Genomic DNA, 16,919 nt, shown 5'->3' with positions numbered 1-16,919 from the left:
TCTAGTATGAAGTTTGTCGTATGCCCGTCACATAGGCTATGAAAAAAATATACCAGAAAGCGATCTCGTGTGTGCTTTCTGGTATATAGAATGTAAAAAAGTAAAATAGGGTTGCAAAAGCAACTATTTAAATATTTTTAACTAAAAAGGAATCCGTATTTATACAGCTTGCTGCAACATGGTAAGTCGGCGATACACTCCAGCTTCTTTTTCCAGTAGTTCCTGATGATGCCCTCTTTCTACAATCTGGCCATTCTGAATCACCAGAATCTCGTCAGCCTCTTGAATGGTACTCAATCGATGCGCAATCACTAGTGCAGTACGACCCTTCATAAGATTGCTTAATGCTTCCTGTACTAGCTTTTCTGATTCTGTATCCAAGGCAGAAGTTGCCTCATCAAGAATAAGGATAGAAGGATTTTTAAATACGGCACGTGCAATACTCAACCGCTGTTGCTGACCACCTGATAACTTACTTCCCCGATCACCAATGACTGTCTGATAGCCATCTTCCTTTGCAATAATGAAATCGTGTGCATTGGCAATTTTAGCTGCACGAATGACATCCTCCTCTTTCGCATCTGGTTGCCCAAACGCAATGTTATTAAATATGGTGTCATTAAATAAGATGGATTGCTGGGTTACAATCCCCATCTCATTGCGTAAAGACTCTAATGTATAACTTCGAACATCTTTACCATCTAATAGAATACTTCCTCCTTCTACATCATAAAACCGTGGAATCAAATCTGCTATAGTTGATTTACCACCACCAGATCCACCCACCAATGCAATTGTTTTGCCTTTAGGAATATAGAAGTTAATATCTTTTAAAACCTGTTTTTCCTCATAGGAGAAAGTCACATTTTTAAACTCAATACCCTTTGAAAAGCTAGTTAATTCCAGAGCATCTGGGGCACTCTGTACTACTTCTGGAGCGTCTATCACTGATAATATACGCTCTCCAGCAGCCTGTGCACGCTGAATGCCTGATAGAGAAGATACAATGGCTTTGGCAGGTCTTAGTACCTGAGAGAAGGTTGCAATGTAAGTAATAAACTCACTTGCCTTCAATGTGGCAGTTCCGTCATTGTTCAGAATCAGACTCCCGCCATATACCAGGATACCTGCTACCACCATTACCCCGGAAGCCTCTGAAAATGCAGGAGCTAACTCCCGTTTATTCCCCATCCGGCGGGTTGTCTCACGGTAATGGTTATTCTCTTGCTCAAACTTTTTCAAAACATATGACTGCGCATTGAACGAACTAATAATACGAACCCCTGATAAGGTTTCTTCAATGATAGACATTAACCGTCCTGCTGATTCCTGTCCTTCTTTAGCTTGCTGCTTTAGCGACTTAGTCACCCAGGCAATTATTACCCCTGATATAGGAATAACTATCAGTGTAAATATGGTTAGCTCCCAGGAAATGGCAAACAAGAGAATAAAATACCCAACCAACAGAAAAGGTTCTTTAAAGATGGCGTCTAGAGTGTTAACCACTGACCCTTCCACTTCCTGTACATCCGTAGTCAGACGGGCTAGCAAATCTCCCTTGCGTTCATTATTAAAATATCCGACATGCAATCGTGTTACTTTTGCAAAGATAGCCTCCCGAAGACGTTTTACTGAATACGTACGGGCATCCTGTACTACTCGCTGGGCCATATACCGGAATAAATTGGTCAGTACTACTGCACCAACAATCACTCCGGTAACAAAATATAGAACCGACATTCTGTTACCAGATGCACTGTATTTATAAAAGTAATAATAGAAGAGATCTTTCAAGTAGCCAAACTCCAAAGCAAAGGTTGGTTTATTTACCAGCTGCTGAGCTTTTTCAGGTTCAATCTGCCCAAACAAAATATCCAGCAAAGGAATAAGAAGCCCAAATTGAAAAATACCAAATATGATGCTCAGCAGGGAGAAAATAAAAAAGGGGGTTACAAAACGGCTAAATGGCCGTGCATAACTAATCAGACGTAAATAAGTTTTCATTAATCAGGAAGTATAGACTCATACTCATTTCTACTATTAGTGTAAAAATGCAAGTGGTTGAAAGGTGCAAATATAACAAATGACGAATGGAGAACCTTTTTATTTTGATGAGGGGTAGTAAAACTTACCAACTAACCAGACTTTAGAGAAAAATGAGTTAAAAACGGCAAACCTGAAAATTTCCCTCACTCCACTTTTTTTACTCTTCAACAGGACTATTTGTCACTTCAACACCGGACATCTTTTATATCATCCCACCCGTTTGCTATTTTGAATCATCAAAACTGAACCTTAAAGGGAAGAGATGGAGGATCTTTTATTCTGTTTATCAGCCATATGTATGTTTATTTTATAAAAACAGTAAACAACCCTTGCTTACTAAACACTGTTCAGTAAATTTGCATCGATTACACCAATACGATAACCTATGGGAATCTCTGAGAGAAAAGAACGGGAAAAGCAGGAAATGAAAAGTCTGATATTGGAAACAGCCACTCAGATGTTTCTGGAGCACGGATTTGAAAAAACCTCGCTGCGCAATATTGCTGAAAAAATTGAGTACAGTCCGGCAACGATCTATCTATATTACAAAGATAAGAATCAGCTTTTTTATGATGTCCATGAAAAAGGATTTGAGCTATTATCTGAAAAGATGACGCCATTAATGCGGATAGAAAATCCATTAGAGCGACTTTATAAAATGGGAGAGATATACCTGGACTTCGCTTTTCACAATCCGGAATACTATGACCTGATGTTTATCATGACTGCCCCTATGGAAGCCCTGCATGATGACAACTGGGATTGTGGCTTTGCTAATTACGAAATGTTGCGTCAAACCATTGCAGAGTGTATGGAGAAAGGCTTGATCAAAAAAGCTGATCTGGAAGTTACTACAGTCTCTGTATTCTCTTTTGTACATGGCCTGGTTTCACTAGCTATAAGGCAACGATTTAAAATGTATCCGGAAGAAACTCTTCCAGAATTATTTCGTCAGTCTATTGACAATATTCTAAACTTAATGAAAGCGTAAATTTTTTTAACCCATCACTAAACAGTGTTAACTTTTTAAAACATGATCACCAGGATTACAACGCGTTGTTTCCGGATGTTTACTGTCCTGTTGTTTCCCTCTATGTTATATGCCCAATCGGCTGTCTTAGAAGACTATGTAAAAGAAGGGATAAAAAGCAATCTGACTCTGAGGCAGGAAAATCTCGAACTTGAAAAAAGTATGGAGACACTAACACAGGTACGTGCATTGTATATGCCGCGAGTATATCTCAATGCCACCTATACACTTGCTTATGGAGGTCGGCGTCTGCAATTTCCGGTAGGTGATCTGCTTAACCCTGTGTATGCTACCTTAAATCAGATGACAGGTACAGATAAGTTTCCTTCGGTTCAGAATGTGGATATACAACTTGCTCCCAATAATTTCCAAGAAACAACGATTGCCTTTCAGCAATCTATTTTTAACTCTGATATATACTTTAGCTACAAAATTCAGAAGGATCTTGTTTCGGCTCAACTTGCCAGACGTAATGTATACGAAAATGAATTGCGATACACTATTGTAGAAGCCTATTATCAATATCTTCAGACTCTGGAAGCCAGTAAAGTACTGACTCAGTCAAAAACGATATTACAGGAGTTATTAAAACTAAATCAGAAGCTAGTTGCTAATAATACAGCTACCAAAGATGTGGTATTCTCTTCTGAATATGAGATCTCAAAAATAGAGCAACAGTTAGCTTTTGCAGAGAAAAATGAACAGACGGCCCGGTCTTACTTCAACTTTTTGCTGAATCGGGATTTGACTAGTTCTATTCTGGTCGATTCTGCTGCATATACTTCTGCTGCTCAAACATCTTTAACAGATCTCGAACAAACAGCTCTTTCCAACCGTCAGGAGATCCAGCAGATTAACCATAGTATCAAAGCAAACGAAAACAACATACGGCTTAATCGCAATAACCGGCTGCTACCCAATGTATTTGTAGGAGGTAGTGTAGGATATCAGGGATTTGGCTATACATTTGATTCTTCGCAACAGTACGCGATTGCACAATTTGGTCTTCAGTGGAATATATTCAAAGGAGGAGAAAAACGGTCCAAAGAACAGCAATCCCGTATCCAGGCCAACCTGCTTTCCAGTAAATTCACAGAACTACAACAGCAGATACGCTTACAGGTTACTCAGGCCTATTACGATTTGCAGGCATCCCGAAAAAGTTTGACAGCAGCCGAAGAAGGGTTAAATAAAGCATTACAATCTTTCCGGATTATAGACAGCCGTTATCGCAACAACCAGGCTCTACTGGTTGAATTTTTACGGGCAGAGAACGATGTCACAACTGCCCGACTATCTGTCTCTATTGCGCGATATGACTTACAAGCCAAACAAGCTCAGCTAAATAAAGTCATTGCACTACAGTAATAGACACACTTTACAAGAATTTAGACCATCTTCTCTTACTCAGTTAGTATAGAAACTACTATGAAAAACCTTCGCCTACCTTCATACTTAGTACTACTGGCACTCGGACTAGCACCCATGAGTTTTGTAGCTTGCCAGAAAGCCAAATCCACTACAGCTGCACAGAAAGACGATACGTCCGTTGCGATACAAACGGCTCCTGTCAAAGAAGAAACCCGTACCGAATCTGTGTTTACATCAGGATTGATCTCATCTGACGTAGAAGCTCGCTTATCGTTTAAGACAGGTGGAATTATTGATAAAATCTATGTAAAGGAGGGACAAAAAGTAAGTCAGGGACAACTACTGGCAACTTTAAACCTGACTGAAATCAATGCCCAGGTACTACAAGCCCGCCAGTCATACGAGAAAGCGGAACGTGATCTGCAACGCGTGAAAGGACTCTATGCAGACACAGCAGCGACCCTGGAACAGCTTCAGAATGTAACTACAGCACAGGAAGTGGCACGCCAAAACCTCACGATTGCACAGTTTAACCAGAATTACTCTCAACTTCGTGCTACAACAAGTGGTACTGTCCTGAAAAAACTGATGAATGAAGGGGAACTGGCTAGTCCTGGTGCACAAGTATTATATGTAGCTGCCACCGGACAACAAAACTGGGTCGTACGTGTAGGTGTCTCAGATAAAGACTGGGCAAAGCTTTCAATTGGAGACAAAGCCAAAGTAGCACTGGATGCCTACCCCAATGATTCATTTGAAGGAATTGTAACAGAATTAGCTCAGGCAGCAGATCCACAGAATAAACTGTATGAGATAGAAGTACAGGTAAAACCAGGTAATAAGCGTTTTGCACCTGGCTTATTTGCTCGTGCAGAAATCGTCCCGAATGAAAGTCATACCTATTCCATTATTCCGATTGAAGCCTTAGTAGAGGGTAATGGTCAGCAAGCCTTTGTATATGTAGTCAGTTCAGACAAACACACTGTAAAGAAACTACCTGTTCGGGTTGCATTTTTTGATAACCAAAGAGCTATGATTGCCAGTGGACTCGAAGGAATAAAAGAGGTAGTAACTGCAGGCGCCTCCTTCCTTACTGAAGGAGCGGATGTAGCTGTTATGAACGATTCCGGCACAAGCAAATAGTGTTTTGCTACATACGCTGACTATATAGCCATTCCCTTATTTTTAATTTTACCTGAAGATGCACATAGCTGAATTTTCTGTCAAAAACTGGCAGTTTATGCTTGTCCTGTTTATAGCCGTTGTAGGACTTGGGCTTAACTCCCTTTTCAATATGCCCAGAGGAGAAGATCCCGAATTCCAGGCACCCTCGTTTAGTCTGGTCATTGTCTATCCTGGCACAGACCCTGCCGACATGGAAGAACTGGTGGTAGATCCGGTTGAGAAGCGATTAAACGAACTAGAAAATGTGAACAATATCTACTCCAGCATTGATGACGGTCTTGCCGTAGTTACTATTGAATACAAATACGAATCCGATCCGGATGAAAAATACCAGGAGATTGTTCGGGAAGTAAATGCACTTAAAACCATTTTACCGCAGGATATTTTCTCAATGAATATCCTGAAATTCTCACCTACAGATGTAAGTATCCTACAAACAGCTCTAGTGTCAGAGTCTGCCTCCTACAAAACGCTGGGAGACTATGCTGACAAGCTTAAAGAACGCCTGGAGAAAGTTAAAAGTCTGAAAAACGTAGATGACTGGGGCTATCCGGAACAAACTGTACGTATCTCACTAAACATTGAGAAGATGGCTCAGGAAGGTATTCCTCTGAATAGAGTAGTACAGGCACTACAAAGTGAAAATCTGAATATTCCTGCCGGAAGTGTAAATCTCAATACTCGGAAATTCAATGTTAAAACAAGTGGAGACTACTCCAATCTGGATGAAATGCGGAATACCATTGTGTATACCTCTGGTACTAAAATTATCTACCTGAAAGATGTTGCCAACATTGAGTTTAATTATGATGAAGAGAAACACCTTACCCGTATCAATGGAAAACGTTGTGTGTTGGTTACTGCCAGTCAAAAGTCTAACGAGAATATTTTCAGTGTAGGAGATAAGATTAACCCAGTACTGGAGTCGTTTAAAAAAGAATTACCTGTAGATATTAAGCTGGTGAAAAATTTTGATCAGTCGGTTAGTGTCAAGCACCGTCTTACAAGATTCGCTAAGGACTTCCTGATTGCGATTGTATTGGTATTGATCACATTACTTCCATTAGGTTGGCGTGCCTCTACAGTGGTTATGATCTCTATCCCATTATCCATAGCTATGGGGCTTGCAGCGTTAGACTATACCGGATTTACGATTAATCAGCTCAGTATTGTTGGGTTGATTGTTGCATTGGGTATTCTGGTAGACGACTCTATTGTGGTTGTTGAAAATATTGAGCGTTATCTTCGGGAAGGATATGGTAAAAAAGAAGCAGCGATTAAAGCGACCAAACAAATTACGTTTGCAGTAATTGGTTGTACTACAACATTGGTACTCGCGTTTATGCCATTGAACTTTTTACCTGAGGCATCAGGTGATTTTATCAGAAGCCTTCCAATGGCAGTAACATATACTATCATTGCCTCACTACTGGTTTCGCTTACAATTGTTCCTTTCTTATCCAGTCGTATTCTGGCACACCACCACAACCCGGAAGGAAACTTTTTTCTCCGTATCCTGAAGAAAGGTATCAGTGGTACATATAGTAAATTGTTACACAGGGCATTGGCTCACCCTATCATTACTTTGGTTGTAGCCGGGCTTATCTTTGGAGGGACACTGATGTTGTTACCGACAGTAGGTTTCAGTTTGTTTCCGAAATCAGAAAAGCCTATGTTTCTGATCAACATCGAAACACCGGAAGGATCTAACATTTACGAAACGGACAGAGTGACAAGATATGTAGAAGCTAATCTGCATAAGACACCAGAAGTTGCCTACTTCACTTCCAATGTTGGAAAAGGAAATCCTCGCATCTATTACAATGTCATTCAGAAAGGAGAGTCGCCAAACTTTGCGCAGATCTTTGTACAAACAGAAGAAATGCCCGTAGCTCAAAAGGTGGCTTTAATAGACCAGTTGCGGATAAAATTTCAGAAATACCCCAATGCCAAAATTGAGGTAAAGGACTTTGAACAAGGTCCTAATCAGGAGGCACCTATTGCCATACGTGTATTTGGTGAAGATCTGGATACCATGCGAACAGTAGCAGCCAAAGTAGAATCTATCCTGAAACAAACGGAAGGAACAATTTATGTAAACAACCCTCTGGCTAATCGCAAAACCAGTCTGAAAATACGTATCAATAAAGAAAAGGCCGGCTTATTGGGTATTCCGATTGTGGACATCAACCGTACCATACGATTAGCTGTAGCCGGACTAAATATTGGTGTATTTAAAGATGAGGATGGTGATGACTATAATATTGTAACTACTGTATCTAAAGGAAAATATGCAGATCTGGAAGTATTTAAAAATCTGTATGTTAACTCTGCCATCGGAACATCTGTGCCTCTCAAGCAGATTGCAGACATTCAGTTAGAAACTTCTACCAATCTGATCCGACACTATGACAAAGATCGGTATGTATCTGTGACTGCCTTCCTTAAGAGTGGCTATCTGACAGATAATGTATACCAACAGGTGTTGCAAAAGCTGGATGCGATGAAGTTTCCGGAAGGATTTTCATACAAAGCAGCTGGAGAACTGGAGAGCAGAGAGAAATCCTTTGGAGGTTTAGGGACGATCATACTGATTACAGCTTTTGGTTTTCTGGGTGTATTGATTCTGGAATTTGGCACTTTCAAAAGCTCTATTATCGTCTTATCGGTTATTCCACTGGGCATTGTAGGAGCCATCGTCATGCTTTTACTTACTGGCTATCCGATGTCATTTGTGGCAGTTATTGGATTAATTGCCCTAGTAGGAATAGAAGTGAAGAACTCGATTCTGCTGGTGGATTTTACCAATCAACTGCGGGAAGAGGGGATAGAGTTACAGGAAGCGATTGAACATGCAGGTGAAATCCGGTTCGTTCCGATTGTGTTAACTTCGCTGACAGCAATAGGGGGATTGATTCCTCTGGCAGTGGAAGGGAATCCTCTCTATTCACCATTGGCTCTTGTACTGATCGGAGGTTTGATCAGTTCAACTTTATTATCAAGAATTGTGACACCGATAATGTATAAGCTATTACCTCCAAAAGTTGAGTTGAAAAATCAACTGGTAGCCGGAGAATAAAACAGTCTTTCAATTTCAACACAAATCCTGATAATAGCTGGAAAAGACAAAGCGCCTGTTAAGAAACAGGCGCTTTGTCTTTTATTGGTAATGAGTCTATTCACCATCACTTGATTGAGTATCAGAATTTTTTTTATCCTCCAATCGCCCATTTTCCCGTAGCGCTTTCACCAGAAGGTATTCAATCTGTCCATTTAGGCTTCGAAATTCATCTTCAGCCCAGTGCTCCAGTGCATTCATTACATCAGCCCGGATACGTAAGGCAAATGCTTTTTTGTCCGTTTTGTCTGCCATCGTAATTGGTAGGGTTAATCAGGACCATCAGGCACCCAATGAATTTGTTTTAATGATATAAAGTTCCTGCGTTCAATACTGGTTGTGTGCCTTTTTCTCCACAAAGAACTACCAGTAAATTACTTACCATGGCCGCCTTACGTTCTTCATCCAATACAACGATCTCTTTTTCAGAAAGTTTGGATAAAGCCATTTCTACCATACCAACAGCACCTTCCACAATCTGACGGCGAGCTGCTACTACAGCCGTAGCTTGTTGACGTTGCAACATAGCTCCTGCTATTTCCTGTGCATAGGCAAGGTGGCTGATCCGGGCTTCCAGCACTTTAATACCTGCTCTGTCAAGACGTTCATTCAATTCTTTTTCCAGCAGATTATTTACCTGGTCAGCACTAGCTCTTAACGTAATGCCATCTGTATGTTCATCAATATCATCATAAGGAAATGTATTTGCCAGATGACGGACAGCTGCTTCACTTTGAATAACTACATATTGTTGGTAGTTTTCTACTTCCAGAGTTGCTTTCGCTGTATCCTGTACCTGCCAGACCAACACTGCACCTATCTCGATCGGGTTACCCAGTTTATCATTTACTTTCAATACATTTCCATTCTGGTTACGAGCTCGCAGCGAAATATGCCTTTTAGTAAAAAAAGGATTAATCCAGCAAAAACCTTCTCTTCGTGCTGTGCCTTTGTATTCGCCAAACAGTAATAATACCTTTGCTTCGTTGGGATTGTTTATAAAAAAGCCTGGCAGAATAAATACAAATGCTAATAGACAGAATGCACCCATCAGACTTGCCAAAGAAATTGGAGGTGTAGAAAAGTCTGCTATAATCAGCAAAATGCCAGCAATAAGAGTGATTAATTCAACGAATACCATAAGGTATCCAGAAAGAGGTAAATAAAGTTTTTCGCGTGTCATAGTAGTTTAAACTATAGTGATATTGTAATGATATCATATAGATATTAAATTTCCAATTATTTATTAGTTTTATTTGTATATCTGTTACAATTAAAAGCAGAAAGAAGAAAGAAAGACTTGCCAGGCAGGAAGAGGGATATTATTTTTGACTTTCGATTTTTTAACTCAGAAGCCCTTGTTTACACTTAAATATAGTTCCCTGAAAGAATTACCCTTCATTGCCGGTTTTCTGATAAAGCTGGCAGATGAATACAAAGTGTGGTTGCTAGAAGGAGAAATGGGTGCAGGTAAAACTACTCTTGTAAAAGCTGTCTGTGAAAAATTAGGTGTAGAAGATACTGTTCAAAGCCCTACTTTTGCCTTGGTCAACGAATATCTTACCGCGAAAGGTGAGTCCTGTTATCACTTTGATTTTTATCGCATTAAAGATGAAACAGAAGCAATGGATATGGGTATAGAAGAGTACTTTGACTCAAATAGTTATTGTTTTGTAGAGTGGTCGGCAAAAATTCCACATCTTTTACCTGCAAAATATCTGAAAATTAGTATTAATTTAGATGCGCAAAACGGCCGAATCTTAGAATTATCCAAACATGGGTAGCCAAATTTCCTCTTCCGGGATAGAAGAACTTGCCTCACAAACGGCATTATATCCGCAAGAATCATTGCTGGCAGTGAAAACTACGCAAAAGCAGTTGTTTATAGGTTTACCTAAAGAACGGGATCTGGATGAGAGCCGCCTGGTACTTACTCCAGAAGCCACGTCTATCCTTACACGCAATGGACATCGTATTTGTGTAGAAACTACGGCTGGCCAAGCTGCTAAGTTTAGTGATCAAGCCTACAGTGATGCAGGTGCCACTATTGTTTATTCTGCAAAAGAAGCTTTTGAGGCAGATATCGTCTTAAAAGTGGAACCTCCTACTGATGAAGAAATAGGATACTTGAAGCCTGGTAAAACATTGATCTCAGCACTGCAATCTGCCAAGCTTACCCATACATATATTGAAGCCTTAAACAAACGGAAGATTACAGCACTGGCATTTGAGTTGCTTCAGGACAAGGTGGGAGGTATGCCAGTAATTCGTGCTATGAGTGAGATTGCAGGCAATACAGTTATGCTTATTGCTGCTGAATACCTTAATAGTGCCAATAACGGACGTGGAATTATTCTTGGTGGTATTACTGGTGTTCCGCCTACCAAAGTGGTTGTACTTGGATCTGGCACAGTTGCTGAATATGCTGCCCGAACTGCTATGGGTATGGGTGCAGAGATTAAAGTATTTGATAGACATATCTACCGTCTCCGACGTCTTAAATATGCTGTAGGGCATCAGATTCATACCTCTACGCTGGAAACGGATTTACTGGCAGAGGCCCTTAACCGGGCTGATGTAGTGGTTGGTGCCATGCGTATGGAAGAAGGGCGCAGTCCAATTGTAGTGACCAATGAAATGGTATCGACCATGAAACCTGACTCTGTGATTGTGGATGTAAGTATCGACCAGGGCGGATGTTTTGAAACCTCAGAAATTACAACTCATCGCAATCCAATCTTCCGGAAGTATGGTGTAATTCATTATTGTGTACCTAATATTGCATCACGGGTTGCTCACACTGCTACAATGGCCTTGAGTCATATATTTACACCTTATTTGCTGGAAATGGGTACTTTGGGAGGGATTGATGAAATGATTTTCCGCAACAAGTGGTTTATGAAAGGTGTCTATACCTATAAGGGAAGTGTTACCAATCAGCATATTGCTAGAAAGTTTAATATGCCACATAAGGATCTGAATCTGCTTATGGCTGCTCGTCTGTAATAAGCAGATTCAGGTTGATTTTTTATCTTACCGATAAGTATATTGTTCAGAAAGTGATTGATTAGGTTGAGAATACTGATCAAATAACCGTTTCAGATACCACAAAATCACACTACATATTACCGCTGCTATCAGGGCCTGGCTCCAGGTGATCCATTCGGTGTGTTCCAGATCTATTTTTGCTTTTTCGGATTTATTAAAGAAAACGCCAAGCACAGTCACCCCATTATTGATAAAGTGTGCCCAGATAGCATACCATATATTACCAGACCAGACATACAAATAACCAAATACAACCCCAAGCAATAAGCGGGGAATGAACCCATCCAACTGAAAATGGATAAAACTGAAAATAGCACCTGTAACCCATACTGCTGCATGAGGATTCCTGAACCAGCGCAGAAATATGGATTGCATCGCAGCCCTGAACATAAGCTCTTCGCCAATAGCAGGCAAAACAGCAATTACAACAAGAGCAATAATTAGTTTAGGGAGCGATTCAAAATTGGTCAGAAATTGAGTCAATTCCCCTAATTTTTCCTGCTGACTACGAGACCAATCTTCAAAACCAGACAGCCAATCAGGTAAATCCCAGTTGCGATTCCATTGATAAATCCATTCGTTGAGAATGATGAAAGCCAATCCCAGAAAGACAATAAGCAATAAAGGAATAAAATCTATCTTCCCATTTGTATTAATTGATCGAAGAGTTTTACCTTCAATAAAAAACAAATAGATCCAGGCTGCAAGAATAAATCCACCAAATGAAGAGAATGCCTGCACAATCATCACTATTTCCCAGGCATGTGGGTGTGAGAAATCATTAGTGAGGATCTGTGGAATCTGTTGGAATGCAGCCATTGGATTTCCACTGAAATACGGAAGAGTAAATAGTATTCCCAACAGGCTCCCAAAAAATTGCCCCAGGAGGAAAAAACCAATTAATAATATAAAACCAATAGCTGGATTAACCAGTGGACGAGGCGGAAATGGTTGTTGCATAATAAAATGAACCAATAAATGGTTAGAGAGGTTTTCTTTTGCAAAGATACACGTAAATTATTGAGAGACCAGAATCTGACTGGACAGTTGCTGTTTAATAATGGTAAACTGTTCCGGTTGTTGACGGATTGCTCAAAAATTGAGTATCTTTGCAGATTTATTAATAGTAACTATTTATAATAAGAGTAAACAAGCTTTTGACTATGGCTAAGATTCGGGAGATAGAATTAGGAGAATTTCCGTTGCTCCTGGCTCCTATGGAGGATGTCAGTGATCCTCCTTTTCGTGCAGTATGTAAGGAAAACGGAGCAGACCTGATGTATACGGAGTTTATATCTTCCGAAGGGTTAATTCGGGATGCAGCCAAAAGTCGGCAGAAGCTGGATATATTTGAATACGAACGTCCTATTGGCATACAGCTGTTTGGAAGTGATGTGGAAACGATGGGCAAATGCGCTGAAATATCTACAGCAGCACAACCGGATCTGATCGATATTAATTATGGCTGCCCAGTAAAAAATGTAGCATGCAGAGGAGCTGGGGCTGCCTTGCTGCAAGATATTCCCAAGATGATCAAGATGACAGAGGCTGTTGTGAAGTCGACTCATCTGCCAGTCACTGTAAAAACGCGCCTGGGATGGGATGATAATACAAAGAACATTCTGGAGGTAGCAGAGCGGTTACAGGATATAGGTATTGAAGCACTTACCATTCATGGACGTACACGTGTACAGATGTATAAGGGAGAGGCTGACTGGACATTGATAGGTAAGGTAAAAGAAAACCCACGTATACGGATTCCTATATTTGGCAATGGAGATATTGATACACCTGAGAAGGCACTGGAATATAAAAACCGTTATGGTGTGGATGGTATTATGATTGGTCGTGCGTCGATTGGTTATCCATGGATCTTTCGGGAAATTAAACACTATCTCCATACAGGGGAGTATTTGACTCCACCTACTATCCAGGAACGGGTAGACGTATGCAAAAAACACCTGGATTTTTCTATTCGCTGGAAAGGTGACAAACTTGGAATCTTTGAAATGCGCCGCCATTATACCAATTATTTCAAAGGATTGGATCACTTTAAACCGTACCGGATGCGTTTGGTAGAATCACCTGATTATGCAGATATTCTTAGTATTCTGGACGAAGTAGCAAACCATTTCAATACAGTTATGATTTGATACAAAAACCAAAAGCGGCTGAAAGTTTCAGCCGCTTTTGGTTAAGAGTATTCTAACTTTATTCGCTACGTAGCGATTTAATCGGATTGATAATAGCAGTCTTAATAGCTTGGAAACTCACTGTCAGTAATGCTATAATCATTGTCAGTATACCTGCAGTTGCAAATATCCACCAGGAGAGATTTATCCGATAAGTGAAATCCTGCAGCCATTTATCCATAGCATACCATACTATAGGGGTAGCAATCAGGAAAGCAATAAAAACAAGTTTAACAAAATCTTTGGAAAGCAACATAACTACATCTGCGATAGAAGCTCCAAGTACTTTACGAATACCTATTTCCTTGGTACGCTGCATAGCTGTGTAGGCTGCCAGTCCAAATAAACCAAGACAAGCCAGCACAATAGCCAGAGAGGCAAACAAGGTAAAGATCTTGCCAGTTCGTTGCTCAGAACTATACATCTGGTTAAATTCATCATCCAGGAAGTGGTATTCAAAAGGATAGTGAGGTGCCAGTGATTGCCATTTTTCTTTGAGAAACTCTATTGTTTCCGGTAGTTGTTGTCCGGATAGTTTTACCATCATAACCCCATAGCTTTCTTTTTGTGGAAAGATTACCAGAGGTTCAATTTTCTGGTGCATGGAAGCAAAATGAAAATCTTTCACCACCGCCTTTATTTCTCCTTCTTTATTCAAAACCATACGTTTTCCTACTGCCTCTTCTACCTTCCAACCCAATGCTTTTACTGCGGATTCATTGACAATGTAGTGATAACGGTATTTTTCATAATCCTCTCCTGATACATCATTCATGTCTGTTTCTGAAAAATTGCTTCCGGCAATAATTTGCAATCCTAGCGTTTTCACAAAATCCTCATCTACTGGAATAGCGGTTACATACATGCTTTGTGACTCTGGCACTTCGGGTCTTCTCATACTATAGCCACCTTCAATAAAAGTGGGTGTTTCATAGGCAAGTGTAACAGATTGAATATTAGGATTGCGTTTAAATTCTGTTTTAATAGTTGAGATACTCTTCTGGATCTTCCCATCTGAAGGCAACACAAGTATATGGTCTTTGTTATAACCCAGCTTTCGGTTTTGAATAAAACTAAGCTGGCCCTGAATTGTAAAGGTCGCAATGATCAGAAATATAGAAATCGCAAACTGAAAGACAATAAGCGACTTTCTGAGCCACAATCCGGAGCCAGATGTTTTATAATCACCTTTCAAAACCTTGATGGGTTGAAATTTGGAAAGCAGTAGTGCTGGATAGCTACCTGCTAGAAAGCTAATCACGACTCCAGCCAGAGCCAATCCAACCAAAGTGGTAGGCTGAGCCAGTACATTCAGCGAAATTGATTGTCCTGATAATACAGCAAAGTAGGGAAGCAAAAGAGCCGTTAACCCTACACTTAAAAGAATAGAGACACTGGTAATAATACCAGACTCACCAATAAACTGCCAGAAAAGCTGATGACGTACTGCTCCCAGTACTTTGCGCATACCTACTTCTCGCGCACGTTCCAGTGAGCGGGCAGTAGTAAGGTTTACATAATTAACGCAGGCAATACCCAGAATCAAGCATACGATAGCACCAAAGATATAGATATAAGTAATGCTATTATTAGGCTCCAGACCACCAACTTCGGAATGTAAGTGTACCCTGGTAAGAGGCTCCAGTTCATAGGTAAGATAATTTCCATCTGTCGCACCTGTTTCTGCTGCCTGAGTTTTCATGTATGGCGTAATCTTTGACTGAAGTGTCTGGATTGCATGTGCGTCTTTTAGTAAAAGATAGGTTGTGTAGTTGGCATTAAACCAGGTTTCCGGTTTTGTAGCAGCGGATAAGGAGGCAAAGGAAGCTACGAATTCAAACTGTATCTGTGAGTTGGATGGAACATTTCCAACTATACCAGTAACCATATAATCTTTCTTTCCAGATGATAATATCTTACCAATAGGGTCGGTATTGCCAAAGTATTTTTTAGCAGAGGCTTCAGTGAGTACAATCTTATCAGGTCCCGCCAGTGCTGTTTTGGGATTACCCTGTAGCAGAGGAAAGGAAAATACATCAAAAAAAGTAGAGTCAGCAAAAAGAAACTGTTGTTCTTCAAAAAGCTTGTCTTCATATTTCAATACAGAGGCATATTTCATCAACCGGACACCAGATTCGACTTCTGGGAAGGTTCTTTTAAAGGCCGGAGCTACTTTGGTTCCTGTCACACCTACTTTTGTTACAGTTGTGCCCATTTTATACTCCATCACTACACGTACAATCCGATCACGATTCTGGTGGAATTTATCATAGCTCAATTCATGCTGTACATACAAGCTGATTATCAGACAACATGTAAGGCCTATAGACAGACCAAACACTGTAATCAGAAAAAATGCTTTATTCTTCCATAAATTTCTGAATGCAATAGTTACATAGTTTCGTATCATTCCAATAAGATGGGTTTAATATGGGTAAAAAAGAATCTTCCACTCCAATAACGAAGTGGAAGTGATGTGTTTGGAAAATTAGCTGCTGTGTAAACGTCTACAATACTGCGACTCCTTTCTTGCGGAAAGTAATAGGAACAAACTCATCTGTCGGGGTACCAATGTAGTACAGAGTCCAATCCTGGTCGTATTTGGCAAGCATTTGTTTAATGCAATCGGCTCGATCAATGACTGGTATGTGACAGTCTTCCCAATAGAAAAGTTCTACCCGATACTGTAGTTGCTGTTTTTGACCATTGATAGTGACTTCGATTTCAATATCCTGCTTGCCTGGAAGCGAAGGAATTGGGACTGCGATGTGTGCCATAATTGGATGTGCATTTATAGTGAAACTACCGACCTCGCAGTTTACAGTAGCCATTGCAAAAGCCTTTCAGGACAAGAAAGGGATGTTGCGCAACAAGGATTCCCTGGTATGGGAATCCTTACGCATCTAATGACTGACTATAAACGAAAAAT

Annotated in this window: 14 protein-coding genes; 8 read left to right on the top strand and 6 right to left on the bottom strand. The window is 40.3% G+C overall.

Features of this window, described 5'->3' with window-relative positions:
• Positions 1–159 precede the first annotated feature (159 nt).
• Complete coding sequence (locus tag QNI22_RS19310) at positions 160–2,004, bottom strand: ABC transporter ATP-binding protein (RefSeq protein ID WP_314513165.1); 1,845 nt, start codon at positions 2,002–2,004, stop codon at positions 160–162.
• 427 nt (positions 2,005–2,431) lie between these two features.
• Between QNI22_RS19310 and QNI22_RS19305 the strand changes: the two genes are divergently transcribed.
• From QNI22_RS19305 to QNI22_RS19290, 4 genes are read left to right on the top strand one after another with little or no spacing between them, the layout of a single operon-like run.
• A complete protein-coding gene (locus QNI22_RS19305) occupies positions 2,432–3,037 on the top strand; it encodes a TetR/AcrR family transcriptional regulator (protein ID WP_314513163.1) in 606 nt (201 codons plus the stop codon).
• A gap of 42 nt (positions 3,038–3,079) precedes the next feature.
• On the top strand, positions 3,080–4,444 hold the full coding sequence (locus QNI22_RS19300; RefSeq protein WP_314513162.1) for a TolC family protein: 1,365 nt from the start codon (positions 3,080–3,082) through the stop codon (positions 4,442–4,444).
• Between the two features lie 60 nt (positions 4,445–4,504).
• Positions 4,505–5,590: an efflux RND transporter periplasmic adaptor subunit gene (locus tag QNI22_RS19295; RefSeq protein ID WP_314513160.1), complete on the top strand. Its 1,086-nt coding sequence runs from the start codon at positions 4,505–4,507 to the stop codon at positions 5,588–5,590.
• Between the two features lie 58 nt (positions 5,591–5,648).
• Complete coding sequence (locus QNI22_RS19290) at positions 5,649–8,711, top strand: efflux RND transporter permease subunit (protein ID WP_314513159.1); 3,063 nt, start codon at positions 5,649–5,651, stop codon at positions 8,709–8,711.
• A 96-nt stretch (positions 8,712–8,807) separates the two neighbouring features.
• On the opposite strand, the gene QNI22_RS19285 is transcribed toward QNI22_RS19290, so the two are convergent.
• Positions 8,808–9,005: a type II toxin-antitoxin system antitoxin gene (locus tag QNI22_RS19285; protein ID WP_314513157.1), complete on the bottom strand. Its 198-nt coding sequence runs from the start codon at positions 9,003–9,005 to the stop codon at positions 8,808–8,810.
• Between the two features lie 49 nt (positions 9,006–9,054).
• Positions 9,055–9,933: an SPFH domain-containing protein gene (locus QNI22_RS19280; protein ID WP_313981232.1), complete on the bottom strand. Its 879-nt coding sequence runs from the start codon at positions 9,931–9,933 to the stop codon at positions 9,055–9,057.
• Between the two features lie 175 nt (positions 9,934–10,108).
• Here QNI22_RS19280 and tsaE point away from each other — a divergent pair, with 175 nt between their 5' ends.
• Both tsaE and QNI22_RS19270 read left to right on the top strand, forming a co-directional pair.
• The gene (tsaE, locus tag QNI22_RS19275) at positions 10,109–10,534 is read left to right on the top strand and encodes a tRNA (adenosine(37)-N6)-threonylcarbamoyltransferase complex ATPase subunit type 1 TsaE (RefSeq protein WP_314513156.1); all 426 of its coding nucleotides are present in this window, start codon (positions 10,109–10,111) and stop codon (positions 10,532–10,534) included.
• Entirely contained in the window at positions 10,527–11,756 is a 1,230-nt protein-coding gene (locus QNI22_RS19270) for an alanine dehydrogenase (RefSeq protein WP_314513155.1), read from the top strand. Before tsaE ends, QNI22_RS19270 begins: the two co-directional genes overlap by 8 nt.
• A gap of 27 nt (positions 11,757–11,783) precedes the next feature.
• On the opposite strand, the gene QNI22_RS19265 is transcribed toward QNI22_RS19270, so the two are convergent.
• A complete protein-coding gene (locus tag QNI22_RS19265; RefSeq protein ID WP_314513154.1) occupies positions 11,784–12,758 on the bottom strand; it encodes a CPBP family intramembrane glutamic endopeptidase in 975 nt (324 codons plus the stop codon).
• A gap of 203 nt (positions 12,759–12,961) precedes the next feature.
• On the opposite strand from QNI22_RS19265, the gene dusB reads away from it, so the two are divergent.
• Positions 12,962–13,951, top strand: a complete 990-nt coding sequence (dusB, locus tag QNI22_RS19260) for a tRNA dihydrouridine synthase DusB (RefSeq protein WP_314513153.1) — start codon at positions 12,962–12,964, stop codon at positions 13,949–13,951.
• A gap of 58 nt (positions 13,952–14,009) precedes the next feature.
• Here the strand turns inward: dusB and QNI22_RS19255 are convergent, their stop codons facing one another.
• Together QNI22_RS19255 and QNI22_RS19250 are read right to left on the bottom strand one after the other, a co-directional pair.
• Positions 14,010–16,400, bottom strand: coding sequence for an ABC transporter permease (locus QNI22_RS19255; protein WP_314513152.1), 2,391 nt, complete (start codon positions 16,398–16,400; stop codon positions 14,010–14,012).
• A gap of 97 nt (positions 16,401–16,497) precedes the next feature.
• Entirely contained in the window at positions 16,498–16,767 is a 270-nt protein-coding gene (locus tag QNI22_RS19250) for a PX domain-containing protein (protein ID WP_313981116.1), read from the bottom strand.
• Between QNI22_RS19250 and QNI22_RS19245 the strand changes: the two genes are divergently transcribed.
• On the top strand, positions 16,757–16,897 hold the full coding sequence (locus QNI22_RS19245; protein WP_314513150.1) for a hypothetical protein: 141 nt from the start codon (positions 16,757–16,759) through the stop codon (positions 16,895–16,897). The two genes, QNI22_RS19250 and QNI22_RS19245, sit on opposite strands and share 11 nt — an antisense overlap.
• Positions 16,898–16,919: the final 22 nt, after the last annotated feature.

The organism is Xanthocytophaga agilis (assembly GCF_030068605.1).
GTDB lineage: Bacteria > Bacteroidota > Bacteroidia > Cytophagales > 172606-1 > Xanthocytophaga > Xanthocytophaga agilis.
This window is presented reverse-complemented; position numbering and strand designations above follow the sequence as displayed.